The organism is Streptomyces sp. NPDC059957, from assembly GCF_042730015.1.
Lineage (GTDB): Bacteria > Actinomycetota > Actinomycetes > Streptomycetales > Streptomycetaceae > Streptomyces.
Genome location: NZ_JBHWMB010000021.1, coordinates 79,861 through 95,186, shown reverse-complemented (window position 1 = coordinate 95,186; position 15,326 = coordinate 79,861). Strand labels below are relative to the sequence as shown.

General features: G+C 68.4%; 14 protein-coding genes and 1 pseudogene. 9 read left to right on the top strand and 6 right to left on the bottom strand.

Going from position 1 to position 15,326, the window contains the following annotated elements; translation table 11 throughout:
• The first annotated feature begins 51 nt into the window (after nt 1-51).
• Entirely contained in the window at nt 52-228 is a 177-nt protein-coding gene (locus tag ACFWBW_RS16760) for a hypothetical protein (protein ID WP_385373053.1), read from the top strand.
• A 137-nt stretch (nt 229-365) separates the two neighbouring features.
• Here the strand turns inward: ACFWBW_RS16760 and ACFWBW_RS16755 are convergent, their stop codons facing one another.
• Both ACFWBW_RS16755 and ACFWBW_RS16750 read right to left on the bottom strand, forming a co-directional pair.
• Nucleotides 366-680 carry an agmatine deiminase family protein gene (locus ACFWBW_RS16755; protein WP_385373102.1) on the bottom strand — a complete coding sequence of 105 codons (315 nt, stop codon included), beginning with the start codon at nt 678-680 and terminating at the stop codon, nt 366-368.
• Nucleotides 677-1,657, bottom strand: coding sequence for an agmatine/peptidylarginine deiminase (locus ACFWBW_RS16750; RefSeq protein WP_385373051.1), 981 nt, complete (start codon nt 1,655-1,657; stop codon nt 677-679). Before ACFWBW_RS16750 ends, ACFWBW_RS16755 begins: the two co-directional genes overlap by 4 nt.
• 734 nt (nt 1,658-2,391) lie before the next feature.
• Between ACFWBW_RS16750 and ACFWBW_RS16745 the strand changes: the two genes are divergently transcribed.
• Nucleotides 2,392-2,841 (top strand): hypothetical protein, encoded by a 450-nt coding sequence (locus ACFWBW_RS16745; protein WP_385373049.1) that lies wholly within the window; start codon nt 2,392-2,394, stop codon nt 2,839-2,841.
• An 86-nt stretch (nt 2,842-2,927) separates the two neighbouring features.
• On the opposite strand, the gene ACFWBW_RS16740 is transcribed toward ACFWBW_RS16745, so the two are convergent.
• On the bottom strand, nt 2,928-3,437 hold the full coding sequence (locus ACFWBW_RS16740; RefSeq protein WP_385373106.1) for a hypothetical protein: 510 nt from the start codon (nt 3,435-3,437) through the stop codon (nt 2,928-2,930).
• Between ACFWBW_RS16740 and ACFWBW_RS16735 the strand changes: the two genes are divergently transcribed.
• Complete coding sequence (locus ACFWBW_RS16735; RefSeq protein ID WP_385373100.1) at nt 3,396-3,749, top strand: DUF6233 domain-containing protein; 354 nt, start codon at nt 3,396-3,398, stop codon at nt 3,747-3,749. The two genes, ACFWBW_RS16740 and ACFWBW_RS16735, sit on opposite strands and share 42 nt — an antisense overlap.
• Before the next feature lie 62 nt (nt 3,750-3,811).
• A complete protein-coding gene (locus tag ACFWBW_RS16730; protein ID WP_385373047.1) occupies nt 3,812-5,029 on the top strand; it encodes an ISL3 family transposase in 1,218 nt (405 codons plus the stop codon).
• Between the two features lie 13 nt (nt 5,030-5,042).
• Here ACFWBW_RS16730 and ACFWBW_RS16725 read toward each other — a convergent pair whose 3' ends face one another.
• Nucleotides 5,043-6,005: a helix-turn-helix transcriptional regulator gene (locus tag ACFWBW_RS16725; RefSeq protein WP_385373045.1), complete on the bottom strand. Its 963-nt coding sequence runs from the start codon at nt 6,003-6,005 to the stop codon at nt 5,043-5,045.
• A 62-nt stretch (nt 6,006-6,067) separates the two neighbouring features.
• Between ACFWBW_RS16725 and ACFWBW_RS16720 the strand changes: the two genes are divergently transcribed.
• A complete protein-coding gene (locus ACFWBW_RS16720) occupies nt 6,068-7,303 on the top strand; it encodes an epoxide hydrolase family protein (protein ID WP_385373043.1) in 1,236 nt (411 codons plus the stop codon).
• A gap of 121 nt (nt 7,304-7,424) precedes the next feature.
• Nucleotides 7,425-7,751, top strand: a complete 327-nt coding sequence (locus tag ACFWBW_RS16715) for a hypothetical protein (RefSeq protein WP_385373041.1) — start codon at nt 7,425-7,427, stop codon at nt 7,749-7,751.
• 250 nt (nt 7,752-8,001) lie between these two features.
• Here ACFWBW_RS16715 and ACFWBW_RS16710 read toward each other — a convergent pair whose 3' ends face one another.
• Nucleotides 8,002-10,143: an FG-GAP-like repeat-containing protein gene (locus ACFWBW_RS16710; protein ID WP_385373039.1), complete on the bottom strand. Its 2,142-nt coding sequence runs from the start codon at nt 10,141-10,143 to the stop codon at nt 8,002-8,004.
• A 333-nt stretch (nt 10,144-10,476) separates the two neighbouring features.
• Between ACFWBW_RS16710 and ACFWBW_RS16705 the strand changes: the two genes are divergently transcribed.
• From ACFWBW_RS16705 to ACFWBW_RS16695, 3 genes and pseudogenes are all read left to right on the top strand, one after another.
• Nucleotides 10,477-11,211, top strand: coding sequence for a UDP binding domain-containing protein (locus tag ACFWBW_RS16705; RefSeq protein WP_385373037.1), 735 nt, complete (start codon nt 10,477-10,479; stop codon nt 11,209-11,211).
• A gap of 64 nt (nt 11,212-11,275) precedes the next feature.
• Nucleotides 11,276-11,742 (top strand): annotated as a pseudogene (locus tag ACFWBW_RS16700) (GNAT family N-acetyltransferase).
• Nucleotides 11,743-11,811: 69 nt separating this feature from the next.
• The gene (locus tag ACFWBW_RS16695) at nt 11,812-12,741 is read left to right on the top strand and encodes an SDR family oxidoreductase (RefSeq protein ID WP_385373035.1); all 930 of its coding nucleotides are present in this window, start codon (nt 11,812-11,814) and stop codon (nt 12,739-12,741) included.
• Nucleotides 12,742-12,757: 16 nt separating this feature from the next.
• On the opposite strand, the gene ACFWBW_RS16690 is transcribed toward ACFWBW_RS16695, so the two are convergent.
• Nucleotides 12,758-14,836 carry an FG-GAP repeat domain-containing protein gene (locus ACFWBW_RS16690; RefSeq protein WP_385373033.1) on the bottom strand — a complete coding sequence of 693 codons (2,079 nt, stop codon included), beginning with the start codon at nt 14,834-14,836 and terminating at the stop codon, nt 12,758-12,760.
• Between the last annotated feature and the right edge of the window lie 490 nt (nt 14,837-15,326).

Sequence of the window (15,326 nt, the reverse complement as noted above, 5' to 3'; positions counted from 1 at the left end):
CCGTTGCGCGCACCGTCGTACTCACAGCGAACTTCCGATGCGGAGAAGCGCATGTGCAAGGCCTGTAGCGGGACGACTGTTCTGCGCGTGGTCGTCAATCCGCCGGACGTCCAGGACGGGCGCCAGGTGCACTGCGACCGCGAGATCCTCGGTCGCGCCCCCGGCCCCGTCCTTCTGGAGTTTCTGCGGTGGGGCGGCCGTCTGGAGCCCGGATCCGGGCAGGAGTGAACGCAGTTTCGCCGGGCGGACCTTCACCGGCCGGACCCGCCATCGGGTGCGCGGCCGCAGCTCTGGACTCCGACGGCCTGGGTTCGGGATGCGTGCGCTGAAGGGGAAGGCTCACTCATCGCCTGAGCACGTCGCGGCTACGTCGCGGGCTGCTGCTGGGTGGCGCAGTGGATGGTGCCTCCGCCGCTGGCGATGCCGTCGCTGGTGAGCTGGATGACCACGCGGTCGGGGTGGAGGCGCTGGACGGTTTCGTGTGCCTGCCGGTCCCGTTCGACGTCCCCGCACTGGGCCATGATCACGCAGCCGTTGGCCTCGTAGTAGCCGACGTAGCCAGCGGCCGAGGTGTGGATGAACTCCTCCAGGCCGCGCTCGGCGATCGAGGGGGTGTTGCGCGCGGTGAAGGCTGCGAAGACCTTCTTCTGGTCGGGGACCGGGAGTTCGTGGGTCTTCAGGGTCGCTGTCGCCGAGCCCAGGTAGCGGGCCTTCTCTTCGCCGGAAAGGGCGTTGATCTGGTCGATGGCGGCGGCCAGTGCCTTCTGGTTGCGCTGGTCTGCGGGTTCGAAGTTGGTGTCGACCCGAAGAGCAGGTCGGACGGCGAGGTGAAGCGTGCGGTGAAGTCGATGTGCCAGTCGGTGAGCTCCTCGCCCTTGACGCCCGGCAGCCACAGCATCTTCTCGACCCCGAGGACCCTGCGGAGTTCCGCCTCGATCTCGGTCTTGCTTTTGCCGGGGTTGCGGTTGTCGTTGATGATGCTGCTCTCGCAGGCGATGCCCAGGCCGTGTCCGTTCACTTCCAGGCCGCCGCCCTCCATCGTCAGCCACGTCGACACCGTCGGCGTGCGGACGTAACGGGTGACCGCCTTGGCGACGTGGCGGTCCCCGTCGATGGGCTGGTCGATCACGCCGTTCTTCGTCTTCTCCGGGTCCTTCGTCCAGCCGGGCAGCCCCGTGGTGATCGGGGACTGGCCCCAGCAGTTGAAGTTGAGGTCGACGCCGTGGAGGCGGCCGTCCGGGTCGAGGGCGAAGACGGGTGCGGTGTCGCGGGTCCACAGGTCGTTGATGTGCTGGATGACGAACGTGATCGGGTGCGTGCGGATCGGCGGCAGGGCCTCAGGTGACTTCCCCGCACCCAGGTAGATCCGCCCGGAACCGTCCACCGTGTCGTGGAACCGGTCCTTGGCCGACGTCTGGGCAACGATGGCCTCCAGGTACGCGGTGGCCTGGGCCTTGTCGGCGTCCGAATCGACGAGCATGAACACCGGCTCGAAGCGGGAGAGATTGGCAGCCACCCGCATCAGGTCCTGCCGCGCGATGGTGCGACTGTTGGACAGGTCGCGACCGAACGCGTCGGCGGTGTCGTCCCCCCACGCCGAGACTGTCGCCCCGTACGCCATCCACGTCGCGGCGTGCGGCGCCGACTCCGCCGGCATCCGCAACCCCACCGGGACAGAACCCGGCCCGGACGGGGAGCCACCGGCCTTAGGCGCTCCCTTGCGCCCCGCCGAATCCGTACACCCCGTAAGGCCGACGGCCACCAGCCCCCCCGGCGGCCAGCCCCGTCAGGAATCTTCGACGCTCAAGCAAGGCGACTCCCTCAACTCTGCGCTGTAACTGAATTTTCAGTCAGTGTGATGGCCGGGACTGTACGCGAACCTCCCGGGCCCGACAAGAGCCGACGGAACCCGTCCATCCGCCCGAATGAACACCTCTGCCAAACGCTTCGCGCACATCCCGGCGAAGGAAGAATTAACCTCCCGACGACCACCCCGGGCCAGATCGACCCATCGGCGGGCCCGGAAGCAGATGTTCCAGTCAGTGGTAACCTACCGCCGCCACCATGCCGTGGCCACATGGAGTCCCGGCCCGCGACCACAGCCCCGGCCCCGCATCCTCGGCCTGGACTGGTCCGGAGCCGGCCCCACCGCCACTCCGTGAGCGAGACCCGCAGACGCCCCGCTGTCTGCCTCTCGTCGTACACCTCACGCTGCCGCCTCGACATCGAAACGCACTCCAATCGCACACCACGGCGGCCCCGGGTGACGATCGGCTGATGTGGGCATGATGCGACCACACGGGACAGCACCGACGAACGGGGCAAGACGTGAACGGCAGGCTCAGCCGCTACCTCAGACGACGAACGGACCCGTTCAGGTACTCCCTTGACGTGCCCACCACGTTCGTACTGGTGGGCACCGCGGCACTGCTGCTCTGCGGTGCAGCAGGAGTCGTGTACTTCTGGCAGCAGGAGATGACACTCACGGGGTACGCCGTGCTGCAAGCGGCTTGCCTGCTCTGCCAGGCCGTGACCCTGCTACCAGCAATATGGGACGGGGTCCCTGACCTCCACCACAACGCAACGCTGGCCGTGGCGTGCGGCACCGGCATCCTCGGTATGGGCCCCGGCCTCTCGGTGCTGGCGCTGACAGGCAATGGGGACGGCCCCCCGATCGCAGCCGTGCTTATGGCTGGAGTCGCCATCCTGTTGGCATGCACAGCAGGGCTGATCACCGGAACATTCCTCGCCAGCTACGGCGGAATGGGCACGTCAGGTCCCGGACCCGCCGACAACGACGGGGACACGAACGTCGGAGACTTCGATAGCGCCAGCGACTAAGTCGCTTCCCTTACCCTCCAGCCGTCCCAAGTTGCCGCCCGGCAGCCTGCTCGCCCCGACGGCACCACCGGGCCTGCGCTGGTGCCCTACCTGTTGCGCGCCAGCCCGCGCTGGAGGCGTCGGATTCGGCGGTCACCCCGCCGCCGCAGCCGGACCCTGACCGAACCGAGGTACGTCCTCGGCCGTGACGTCCAGGCGCAGCGCTTGAACCGGAGCGGGTACCGGAAGACTCCGCCCCGGTCGATGGACCGGTCGGCGCTGATCTCAGCCACCATCTCCGGGCGGACCAGGACCGCGTCCAGGACATCGCGGGACCCCCATGCGGCAGCAAATCGCACCCCGGTCCACGGGTGCCCGGGATCGGCGGCGGTCAGATGCTCGGCGACCTGGCGGGCCTGCTCCGGGCGCAGCGTGACTGTGCGGCCTACCGCCCGCAGGCGGCTGGTGTCGTCGTGACGGCCGAGGACGAGGAGCTGCGGGCGGGTCAGGGTGCCGGTGATGGCTCCCACGATCGCTTCGGTAGTGTCCCGGCGGCGGATCTTGCTCCAGCCGCGATAGTTCGGGAGATATTTGCTGGTCAGAGGCTTGATGACCAAGCCTTCGACACCGGATACGTCGGTCCACGACTCCAGCCACGCGAGGCCCTCGAAGCATCCAGGCGGCCTCCGAAGGAGGCTCCCGCGTGGCTGGTCGAGCGCGGGATCGGGGCCGGTCGGCTCCCGGCCCGCGTACACACCGGGGACTGCTGGGACACCGGCCATCGCTGCGCCCCGGTGGCTTTGTACGCGAGAACGGGGTTCTGGCACAGATCTTGGGGAGCCGTCGCGGAGCGTTACCCGATGTTCGATTGCGAGGAGTCGGGTTCACGTGAGACCGCGTACGCCTTGTTGCCCAACTCGCAGAGTTGACGCTCCCTCAGGTACCTGTCGGCCGCTGCTGTGGTCGGTTGTGGGCGGTGATGGTGCTGGTCATGCAGACCGATGCACCGTTCTGGGACTCGCTGGTGTTCGAGGGGATCGACGATGTGGATGTCGAGGCGGTTACGGCCGCGTTCGGCACGGTCGAGGTGGTGGCAAGAGGCCGCGCGGCTGGCGCTGATTGTCCGGACTGCGGCCGCTTCTCGGATCGAGTCCACGACCGATACCAGCGCAAGCTGAAGGACCTTCCACTCGCTGAGCAGGGCTTTGTGATCCGGCTGACGGTCCGGCGCTTCATCTGCCGAGCGGCGGACTGCCCGCGCCGGACGTTCGCCGAGCCGTTCTCGCGGCTCGCCGCCCCGCACGCACGGTTCACCACGCGGCTCAACCACGCCTTGGAGCGAGTGGGGCTCGCGCTGGCCGGGCGGGCAGGCGCTCGGCTGACTGCCCAGCTGGGCTTCGGCGCGGGTCGGATGACCTTGATACGCAGGGTCATGGCATTGCCCGATCCAAGGTTCAGCACGCCGCGGGTGCTGGGCGTGGACGACTTCGCGATCCGCCGCGGCCAGACCTACTCCACCGTCTTGACCAGCGTCGAAGACCATCGCGTGGTCGATGTGCTCCCCACGCGTGAAGCCGGGCCGCTGGCCACCTGGCTGATCCGCCACCCCGGCGTGGAGATCATCTGCCGGGACCGGGCGGGTGCCTACGCCGAGGGTGCCCGGCGTGGCGCCCCCGACGCCCTGCAGGTCGCTGACCGGTTCCGTCTGTGGCAGGGCCTCGGCCGAGCCGTGGAGACCTGCGTCGCCGCCCATCGCGACTGCCTGCGCAATCCTTCATCCAGCAGCATGCTGCCGGAGGCCACCGGAGGGGCTTCAGGTCGGCCGCAGGACGACTCGGAGCCCGCTGGCCGACGAGCCGAGCGGAAGAAGGCGGCACGCGCACTGGTCCACGAGCTCCTCGCCCAAGGCCACTCACGCCGGGCGATCGCCCGACACCTGGGCTGCGGCCTCAACACCGTCCTCCGGTACGCGAACGCCGCACGCTGGCAGGACACCATCCGCGAGAACCGGCCCCGTCCCAGCAGGCTGGACCCCTACAAGCCTTACGTGGAGCGGCGATTCGCCGAGGGATGCACCAGCGTCACCCGACTGCACGGCGAACTCATTGCCGCCAACGCGCCCGTCACAGCGGAGCGTCGCTCGTCCGGACTCGCCCGCGAGTTGGCCCGCACCTGGGCGGACGGTGTTCCTGAACCGGGCTCCGCATGAAACGCGGGGGGACCTATACCTCGCGTACGGCATTCAGGCAGCGGGTGCCTTGGGTGCGTAGTGCGTCGGCAAGTTCAGGTGGGGCGTTGGTGAGAGTAAAGTCGGCGTCGACCGAGGTGATCATCCACGCGAGGTCGCGGGGGGTACCGGCGCCCAGGTGCAGCAGACAGCTGTGGTCGTCGACGGGTTCGATGACGCCCATCCCGGGCCAGACGCGATCGGCGACCGCTGCGGCGGGCTCGTGCAGGGTGATGGTGGCCTGGAAGGGCCACGTCTGCGACGACAGCTGGTGGGCCAGATAGGTGGCCACGTCGCCGTCGGGAAGTTCGCGGGGGCTGAACTGTGGGCCGGTCGGAGTGCGTGGGGTGAGCCGGTCGACGCGGAAGGTGCGCCAGTCGGTGCGGTCGGTGTCCCAGGCGACCAGGTACCAGTGGCGCCCGAAGCTGACCAGGCTGTGCGGCTCGACCGAGCGGATGCTGTAGCCGCGGCGGGGGCTGGTGTAGTCGAAGCGCAGCCGCTCACGTCGGCGGCATGCCTCGGCAATGGCCATGAGGGTGTCCGCGGAGACCTTGGGGGCCGGGACGGCGCCGGCCCGGACGGTAGCGGTGTGCAGGGTGTGCACCCGGTGCCGCAGCCGGGATGGCAACACCTGCTCCAGCTTGGTGAGCGCGCGCAGGGAGGACTCCTCGATCCCGGTGACCGAGCCGCCGGCCGCGGTGCGCAGCCCGATCGCGACGGCGATGGCCTCATCGTCGTCGAGCAGCAGCGGGGGCAGCTCGGGGCCGGCGCCGAGCCCGTAGCCGGCGGCGCCCTGGGTGGCGTGTACCGGGTAGCCGAGCTCGCGCAGCCGCTCCACATCGCGGCGCAGGGTGCGCCGGCTGACTGCGAGGCGTTCGGCGAGCTCGGCACCGGACCAGTCGCGGTGGGTCTGCAGCAGGGAGAGCAGCTTCAGCAGCCGCCCGGAGGTCTCTAGCATGCTTCCAGACTGCCCGAAGGTTAGGACCGAAAGTGACCTAAGCGGGCCCTAGTCTCACAGCCATGGCAAACACGACACCCGGCATCCGATCTTTCCGCATCGACATCCCGCAGGCCCAGCTCGACGATCTCCACTCCCGTTTGGCCGCCACCCGCTGGCCGGACGAGCTGCCCGGTGTCGGCTGGGGCCGCGGCGTTCCGTTGGCTTACCTCAAGGATCTCGCCGAACACTGGCGCACGGCCTACGACTGGCGGGTGCACGAGGCGGCGCTCAACAAGCACCCCCAGTACATGACCACCATCGATGGGCAGAACATTCACTTCCTGCACGTGCGCTCCCCCGAGCCCGATGCCACGCCGCTGATGCTGCTGCATGGCTGGCCGGGCTCAGTGGTGGATTTCCTCGATGTCATCGGGCCCTTGTCGGATCCCCGCGCGCACGGCGGCGATCCGGCAGATGCCTTCCACCTGGTTGTCCCCTCGCTGCCGGGGTTCGCGTTCTCCACCCCACTGGCCGGGCCGGGCATGGGCGCGGCCACGATGGCCGGGGCTCTCACTCAGCTGATGTCCCGCCTCGGCTACGCGCACTACGGTGTCCAGGGCTACGACACCGGCTCGTGGGTGGCCCCGGAGATGGGCAAGCAGGCCCCGGACCACGTCATCGGCATCCACGTCAACGCGATGATCACGTTTCCGGTCGGCGCGGAAGGCGAGATGGACGGCCTCACCGAAGTCGAACAACGGCGCTGGCAGGCCATGCAGAACGTCAACGACGGCTACCTGCAGTGCAACTCCAAACGGCCGCAGACGGTGGCCTACGCCCTCACCGACTCCCCTGTCGGCCAGCTGGCCTGGATCGTGGAAAAATTCAAGGAGCTCACCGACCCGGAAGATGGGCTGCCCGAGGACAGCATCGACCGGGACCGCATCCTGACCGAGGTCTCGCTGTACTGGCTGACCGGCACCGCTGCTTCAGCCGCGCAGGTCTACTACGAGGAAATCTCCGCGAACGCCTGGAGCGAGACCGCAGCCGACGACTGGAGCACCGACTCCAGCGTCGACACCACGCAAGACACCAGCTGGGGCAGCGGCCAGGACAACTGGGCAGCCGACCGGCGCGGGACGGTGCCCACCGCCGTTCTGGTGTCCACCCACGACGTGACCATCCGCCGCTGGGCCGAACGCGACCACAACATCGTGCGGTGGACCGAACTCGACCGCAGTGGCCACTTCCTCGCGATGGAAGCCCCGGACCTGCTCGTCAGCGATGTCCGCGAGTTCTTTGGCAAAGCACGCTGAAAGGTAGATCCAAACCTTCAACTGGCGGGCGAATCAGCCTCATCACTGAGCATGCAACCAAGTGGGGACAGGAGCAGGGGCGGGTACTTCCTCATCAACAGCGACGATGTTGGATAGCCACATGGTGAGACGCAAGAAGGAGAAGAAGAAGCGGCCCGACTGGGGCATTCCGAAGGGGATCGTGCTGTTGGCGACGCCGGAGGGCTGGCACCACAGCGTCCTCACCATGGAAGGAGGCATGCTCTGCGGGCGTCTGGACGTGCCGACCAACACCGACCCACAAGACGCGCGGGCCGCCGCAGCCCGGATGGTGACGGAACTCGCCCGCGACTTCCACGACACCAACGTCGAGGTGAGCTGGGACCCGCCCCAGGAGCCCTGGTCATGGACCGCTCAAGTCACCCTTGCCGCCGGGGACGAACCTGCTTCACCAGACACCGAAGGTTAAACGTCAAGCTCACTGCCTGTTTCTGATCCTTGCTCTGAGGCCTTTTGCTGCTCTTGGGAACAAGGCGCTCCAAGCCGTGTGCAAACCCGTTGATGCCGGTCAGACCTGGTCCCGCAGCCTCGAAGCCGTTGCAGCCTATGACTTCGAGGCCGAGATCCCGGAGCCTGGGCGGATGCTCGTGCTTGGTCTTGGCTCGTCCTCGACCGCTAACGCAGAACAGCCGTTCTGGCAAGTCTTGGACGGGCCGGGATCAGAGGATGCTGGTATACGTCTGCCACCCCGTGCCTATTTTGACGGGTGCTTTGAAGGTGCCCGAGTCGGTGCCCTCGATGCGCCACAGGTTGCCGGTGGTGTCACGGGCGATGAGGTCGGGGCGGCGATCGGCGGTGAGGTCACCAGCGCCGACCAGGGCGTTGTACGCGCTGCCCCAGTTGTCGGCGATCTTGACGGGTGCGGCGAATGCGCCGGACCCCGAGCCGTTCATGCGCCAGAGGCGGTTGGCCGTGTCGTGCAGAACGACGTCGGCGATTCCGTCGTTGTCGAGGTCGCCGGCACCCACGATCCGCTTGTAGCCGGTGAAGTCACCGGGAACCTGCTTGCGCGGGGCGAAGAGTCCTCTGCTGGTCTGGGCGTGCAGGTACAGCTTGCCCGAGCTGGTGTCGCGCGTGAGCAGGTCGGCACGGCCGTCACCCGTGACGTCACCGGGCGAGACGAGCGTGTCGTAGATGCCCCAGCCCGAACTGATGAGCGTGCTGGGATCCTCCGGAGCGACGGCCCCATACCGCCCGCAGGAGGGGGTGTAGCGGCGCAGCTTCCCGTCGGCGGAGCGGACGAGCATGTCGTTGCATTCGTCGCCGTTCATGTCATTGATCGGGATGAACGTCGTCCCCTTCGGCCAGCCCTTTGCCCCTGTGCCCCTCTCGAACGTCCCGGTGTGATGGTTGCCGTACCGAGTCGCAAGGGTCTGAGTGCCGTCGGCTTCGGACCTCAAGGCGAAGAGGTCACCGGTGCCGTCGGGGTATCCCGTGGAGCCGTAGTCGCGCGGCGCCGCGACACCCAGGTAGAACCACGAGTCCAGCGTGCGGATGGTGGTCGTGCCGGATTCTCCGTGCGCGACGGCGGTCAGGGTCCACCTGTGGGGGCCGTTGACGAGATAGCGGCCGGAGGACGTCTTGCCGTCCCAGGTCACCTTGATCCGCCCGGGCGTGGCGCCCCCGGAGATTGTGTGGAGGGTCTTGCCGAACATGTCGGTGAACGTCAGGGACCACGCCGTGACCGGACGGCTCAAGAGCATGTCCCAGTTCCCGGGAGGCTCGCTGTTGAAACCGGTGGAGGCTCCCCCCGCCACCCACTTGGCCGGCGGATAGGCCACGTCGGAGTACCGGACATGGATCTTCTCGCTCGCGTCGATCCAGGCCACGAGGCCAGTGGTCTCGTCCAGGTCCCAGCGGACGCGCCGGTCGAGCGCCGGTCCGCCAGCCGGTACACCGGTGGCCAGTACACGGCTGGTGCCAGTGACGGCATCCGTCAGCACGAGGGTCTTCGCCGTGTGGTCATGGTGGACGGTGAACCCGTCACCCAGAAGAACATCACCCTTCGGTGCGGGCTTGGAGACTTCGGAGTCCCTGTTGAACACACCGGCGGGACCGTTGCCGCCACAGCTCCAGTACACCCATCGGTCGCGGGCCTGCAGTCTGGTGGGAACGCACGGGGCGTCGATGTCGTACTGCTTGTTCACCTCCTGATTGTGTATCCAGAACTCCAGCCGGCCGGGCGTCGCGGTGGCACTCCACACTCCGCCGTTGATGACGGCGGCTGCCCGCACGGAACGCTTGGCCAGCGTCCCCTCACCGAACTTCGCTATGTACTGGACGGGCTTGGAACCACCGGAGTTGAAGACGACGGTCCCCTCGGCGACGTCGACCACCGACCCACCCTTGGTGGAGTCGAACGTCAGCACCTGCTTGCTGGCGAGCGCGCGGAGACGGTCGACACCGGTCTCGGGCACGCGCTCGTGCACCACATCGCCACCGAAGGCGGCATTGCCCCACAGCGGAGTGCAGTCCACGGCAGTCGTGACGCAGGGAGCGTCTGTGCCGGCGCCCCCGACCCGGGCGGAAGCGCTCAGGCTGCCTTCGGCGGACCGAATCTGCCAGATGCTGGTGCGGTCGACCGGGCTGCTCGTGCTGCAGTCCTCGGCAACACGCAGCACACCTCTGTGCAGCGCGATGCCGGTCTTGCGGTATCCGGGCCCAGTTCCGCCCGTGCCCTTCGGCACGTCCAGGATGAGTTCGGTGACGGGCGCTGCGGATGCCGGGACAGCGGCTCCGGCTGACGCGGGTGCAATGGCGGTGCTTGCCAGCAGCCCGAGGGCCAGGGCGGCGGGTAGCACCAGACGGGCAGAGAAGTGAACGTGCAATCGGATCTCCGGTGACAGGCCGCGGAGACGCCAGAGCCCCCCGCATCCATACGGATGCGACTGCTCGGTGGCCCCCCACAGGCGAAACTTCGGGGAGGATATCCCGGCCGTCCGCAGGCACATCCAGCGGCACCACTCGAAAACCGCCTCCCACGACCTGGCGGTAGTCAGAGGCCCGCGCCAGATTTGTTGCTGATGGACTGGTTTGCAGTTGTATCAAACGGTTTGCTGAGAACTCGCGCTCGCGACCGTCAACGCAGCCCCTCGGCTGAGTTCACCAAGATGCACTTGGGGTCACTCGGGCCCGTGCCCAGGTTCCGTTCGCGCAACCGTCACCGTGACTGCTCTTCGAACGGAGCCCTCGGCCTGAAGATCAGCTACATCAACGCCGTCGCCGACATGTGCGACGCGGCGGGCGGCGACATCTCCCAGATCGTGGAGATCCTCGGCATCGACCCCCGGATCGGCAGCGGCGGCATGCGGCCCGGTATTGGCTACGGCGGCGGCTGCCTGCCCAAGGACGTCCGCGCCTTCACCGCCTCCGCCCGCCAGCTCGGCGCCGACCGGGCCGCCGCCCTGCTGCGCGCCGCCGAGGACATCAACGAGTCCCGCACCGACGTCGCCATGGACCTCATCCGCGACGCCCTCGGCGACCGTTCCGTCAGGAACGCACAGATCACCGTGTGGGGCGCCGCGTTCAAGCCCGGCACCAACGACGTCCGGGAGAGCCCCGCGCTCGCGCTGGCCCATGCCCTCCAGCAGGCCGGTGCCACGGTCACCGTTCACGACCCGCAGGCCGTGGCCACCGCCATGACCCGCAACCCGGAGCTGGACTACACCGACGACCTGCCCGCATCCGTCGACGGAGCCGAGCTCGTCGTCCTGGCCACCGAATGGCCCGAGTACGGCCAGGCAGACCCCCGGGACCTGGCAGGTCGCGCGGCCCGTCCCCTGCTCGTCGACTGCCGCACCACCCTGGACCCGGAGCCCTGGCGCGCGGCCGGCTGGACCGTCCGCCAGCTCGGACGCCCCGGCAAGTAGCACCGCGCCGCGCGAAAGCCTCGCACCACGTCCCCGTCCCCTGGATCGCTGGAGGTACCGCACGATGTCCAGCAACGACGTTGTTCTCCGCCGCGCCGGCGACGCCGACGCCCGCGCCGCGGCCGACGTGTGGCTGCGTTCCTTCGCCGCCGCGTTGCCGACCGTGCCGTGCGCGCACGACGACGCCGACGTACAGGACTGGTTCGCACGCGTGCTCGTGCCGCGGTACGAGACCTGGGTCGCGGTCACCGGCGGCCACGTGGTGGGGGTCATGGTGCTCAACGGGGAGGAGCTGAAGCAGCTCTACCTCGACCCCGCGTGGCGCGGGCGGGGACTCGGCGACCAGTTCATGAACCTGGCCAAGGAGCAACAGCCGGACGGGCTGACCTTGTGGACGTTCCAGGTGAACACCGCGGCGCACCGGTTTTACGAGCGGCACGGCTTCGTCGCGGTCGAGCGGACGGACGGGTTGCGCAACGATGAGCGCGAGGGGATGTGCGGTACCTCTGGCAGCCGCCACCGGCACGCTGATGTTGAAGGCGGTCGCCCGAAGTCCTGGGTGACCGCCTTCATCGTTGTGGAGCGGTCTACGGTGGCGCGATGACATTTCTGATCGTCGGTGGCAGCGGCTTCCGCGGGACCGAGCTGGTCCGGCAGGCGAGCGCAGCGGGGCATACGACCGTCGCGACGTACGCGACCAAGCCCGGCTCCTCTTCCCTCACCGTGTGGCGCCACCTCGATCTGCGGGACGCAGGAAATCTGGACGCCGTCATGTCTGAGGTGCGCCCGCAGCTGGTCATCAACGTGTCGAGCGGATCGGCCCACTGGCCGACCACGGCGGAAGGCCCTATCCGGCTCGCGATGGCCGCGGCGAAGTACGGCAGCCGCATAGTCCACGTATCCAGCGACGCGATCTTCTCCGGTGCGGACGTCCACTACGACGAGTCCAGCCTCCCCGATCCCGTTACCCCCTATGGCGCGGCCAAGGCCGCCGCCGAAACCGGCGTCCTCGCCGTGCACCCGAAGGCAACGGTCGCCCGGACATCCCTGATCATCGGCCACGGGCGTTCCGTGCACGAGAGGCTCGTGCACGACCTCACCGCTGGCCTCCGCGACGGCATCCTGTTCACCGACGACATCCGCTGCCCCGTCCACGTCACCGACCTGGCCGCCGCCCTCTTGGAGCTGGCCGCGGCCGACGCGGCCGGCATCCACCACCTCGCCGGACCCGACGCCGTGAGCCGCCACGAACTCGGCATCCTCATCGCCGAGCGGGACGGGCTCGACCTCTCCCAGCTCCCCACCGGCCTGCGGGCCGAAAGCGGGCTCCCCGGCGCCCTCGACGTACGCCTCGACAGCCGGGCCACCCAGCGAGTTCTACGCACCACGCTGCGCGGGGCCCGGCAGTTCTTGGAGCGCCGACCTGCTGCGACGAACTCCTGCCCAAGGAAAGAACTTCGCAGGTCAGGTGCCGCCCCGGGGCTTAGATCCTCTGAACTGGAGCAGCAGGGCACCCAAGCAGGCATCTGAGCTCCCGCTGTCTAAATCAGACGATGGTGTTGTAGCGGTGACCTGGGTAGATGATTTGGCTGCCCTCGCGCGTTGCGAAGGGGGCTTGCGCGTTACCGGTGCCGCGGTATCGCCAAGGTGTGCCGGTCTGGTCGATGGCGAGCAGGTCCGGCTTGCCGTCGATGTTGCTGTCGCCCAGGCCGATCAGCTGGGTGTAGGTGTTCCAGCCGCTGCCGATCCGGGTGCGGGTGGTGAAGGTGCCCTTGCCGGTGCCCTGGTAGAGCCACAGCACACCGGCGCTGTCGCGTGCCACGAGGTCACCCGCGGAGCCGCCGGCGATGTTGCCGACCGCGGTGATCTGGTTGTAGATGTTCCAGCCGCCGCCGACCCCGGTCCGGGCGGCGTACGGGACCTTCCAGTCGCCGGTGCCTTTGTAGAGCCACAAAGAGCCGTCGCGGTCGCGTGCTACGAGGTCTGCCCTGCCGTCGCCGGAGAAGTCTCCGGTTCCGGTCAGCTGGGTGTAGGTGTTCCAGCCGCCGCCGATCCGGGTGCGGGTGCCGAAGGTGCCCTTGCCGGTGCCCTGGTAGAGCCACAGCACACCGGCGCTGTCGCGTGCCACCAGGTCACCCGCGGAGCCGCCGGCGATGTTGCCGACCGCGGTGATCTGGTCGTAGGTGTTCCAGCCGCCGCCGAGCTTCGCCCGGGCGTTGCCGTACAACGTCGGAGTCCACGGGTACTGGGCGGTGTCGATCCGCCACAGCACACCGGCGCTGTCGCGGCCCAGCAGGTCCGGAGATCCGTTGTTGGTGTAGTCGTGGGGTGCAGACTGGCGCGTGACCTTGAAGGTGCCGCTCACATTGAGTGTCGGCCCGAGCCCGTTGTACGGCTTGGCGGTGATCTGCCAGGTGTAGTTGCCGTTGGGGGCCGAGCCGGTGCTGGTCCACCCCGTCCAGTCGATGCGGATCCGCCCGTTGTAGTCCATCCGGACAGGCTCGGTGGTGTTGTCGGAGGGGTTCAGGTGCGACGTGTTGGAGGCGCCTGTCGTGGTGTTGCGGAGGGTGAGGGTTACGTCCGCGTTGGGGCGCGACAGCTGCCACCTCGCCTTCCACGGCGCTTTGTCAAGCGTGGCCACCGCGGGTACGTCGGACCTCACGAGTGTGATCCCCAGCGGCTGGCCGGTGCCGGCGACCAGCTTCGCCACCGGCGCGCCATCAGCACCCGGGGACACCCGGTAGACGCCTTCGCCCTGGGCGAGGGTGCCGCCCATCACCAGCAGTGCGCCGTCGGGGGTGGGCGCGAGCGAGGTGGCGTGGTCCAGGATCTTGCGGCTGGCGCCCCCGCCGACCGGTACCGCCCGGAAGGCGAAATCCTCGTCGGTGGAGCCCTCCGAGAGCGATGTCCGGGACCCGAACAGAGCCCAGTTCCCGGCAAGCCCCACCATGGGTTCGGTTACGCGCTGGTGCGTGTCGATCTGCGTCACCTTGCCGGTGGCACGGTTCTTCACGCGCAACTGCGAGGTGGCCGGCAACATCGGGCCTTGCAGGGTGGCGAGATACTTCGGGGACAGAGCGGCGTCCGCCCACGTCGAGGGGGCGAGCTTCGAAGGTGTTGCTACGCCGGAGGCGAGGTCGACCACCGCGTAGTACCAGTCGGTCTCTGCGCCCGTGAGACGGTTGTAGTCCAGCACCAACTGACCAGGGGCGGTGGACGCGATGCCCACTGTTCGCGTGTCACTGGGAAGTCCGGTGACCGTCCGCTCGGTCTGCACACCGTTCACGATGCTGAGCAGGTGCAGTTCGCTGGAGTCGGTGTTCTGCCCACCTGTCCAGGGGCTGGTCACCACTGTCGAACCGACGGCGCCCATGAAATGGCGGTACTTGCCCAGCGCCACGGTGGAAACCGCACCGGTGGCCATGTCGTGCAGTTCCACCCGGTGGTCGGCGTCACCGATCTCGCCGTGTTCCAGTGCCACGACATCGGACACCGACCCGTGGACCTCGACCATCCGCACCTGCGAAAGGCCACGGCCCAGGTTGGTGACCGAACCGTCGGCGTACCGGGTCCACAGCAGGTCGTAGGCGGGAGTCGAGGAGAGGAAGCCCGTCGCGCCGGCCATGACTACTTCCGAACCCCGAGGCAGCGCAGCAGCGGCGGTTGTCTGGGCCCCGGCGTCCGCGCGAGCCGTCCCGGCCCCGGGATCCGCGACCGCAGGCAGCGCGAAGGGACCGGCAAGGGTGGCCATGGCGAGAGCCACCGTCCCGGCGAGAACCTTGCGGGATGAGTTGCTGTGCGGCACGTGACCTCCTGGACGGGCTGCTGCGCGAGGTGCGAGCAGACGCAGTGACCGAGGAGGGCTGTGCAGGGAATACCGACGCCGGGGTGTGAATTCTCCGGAGGCCCCCCGCGTTCGAATTCTCGCGGATCTTAGCAGCGCCAATCGTCGCTGTGACTAATGCGGTGACGATCACTGGGTGGGTGGGTGGGGGGGGTGGGTGGGGCAGCACGGACGGCGCTGTGCACCAGCACCGCCAACCCAACCATCGCCGTACCCTGAGTACCCTCACCGTTCCCGCAGAGGCCTTACCGTCCAGCCGGAACCAAACTTC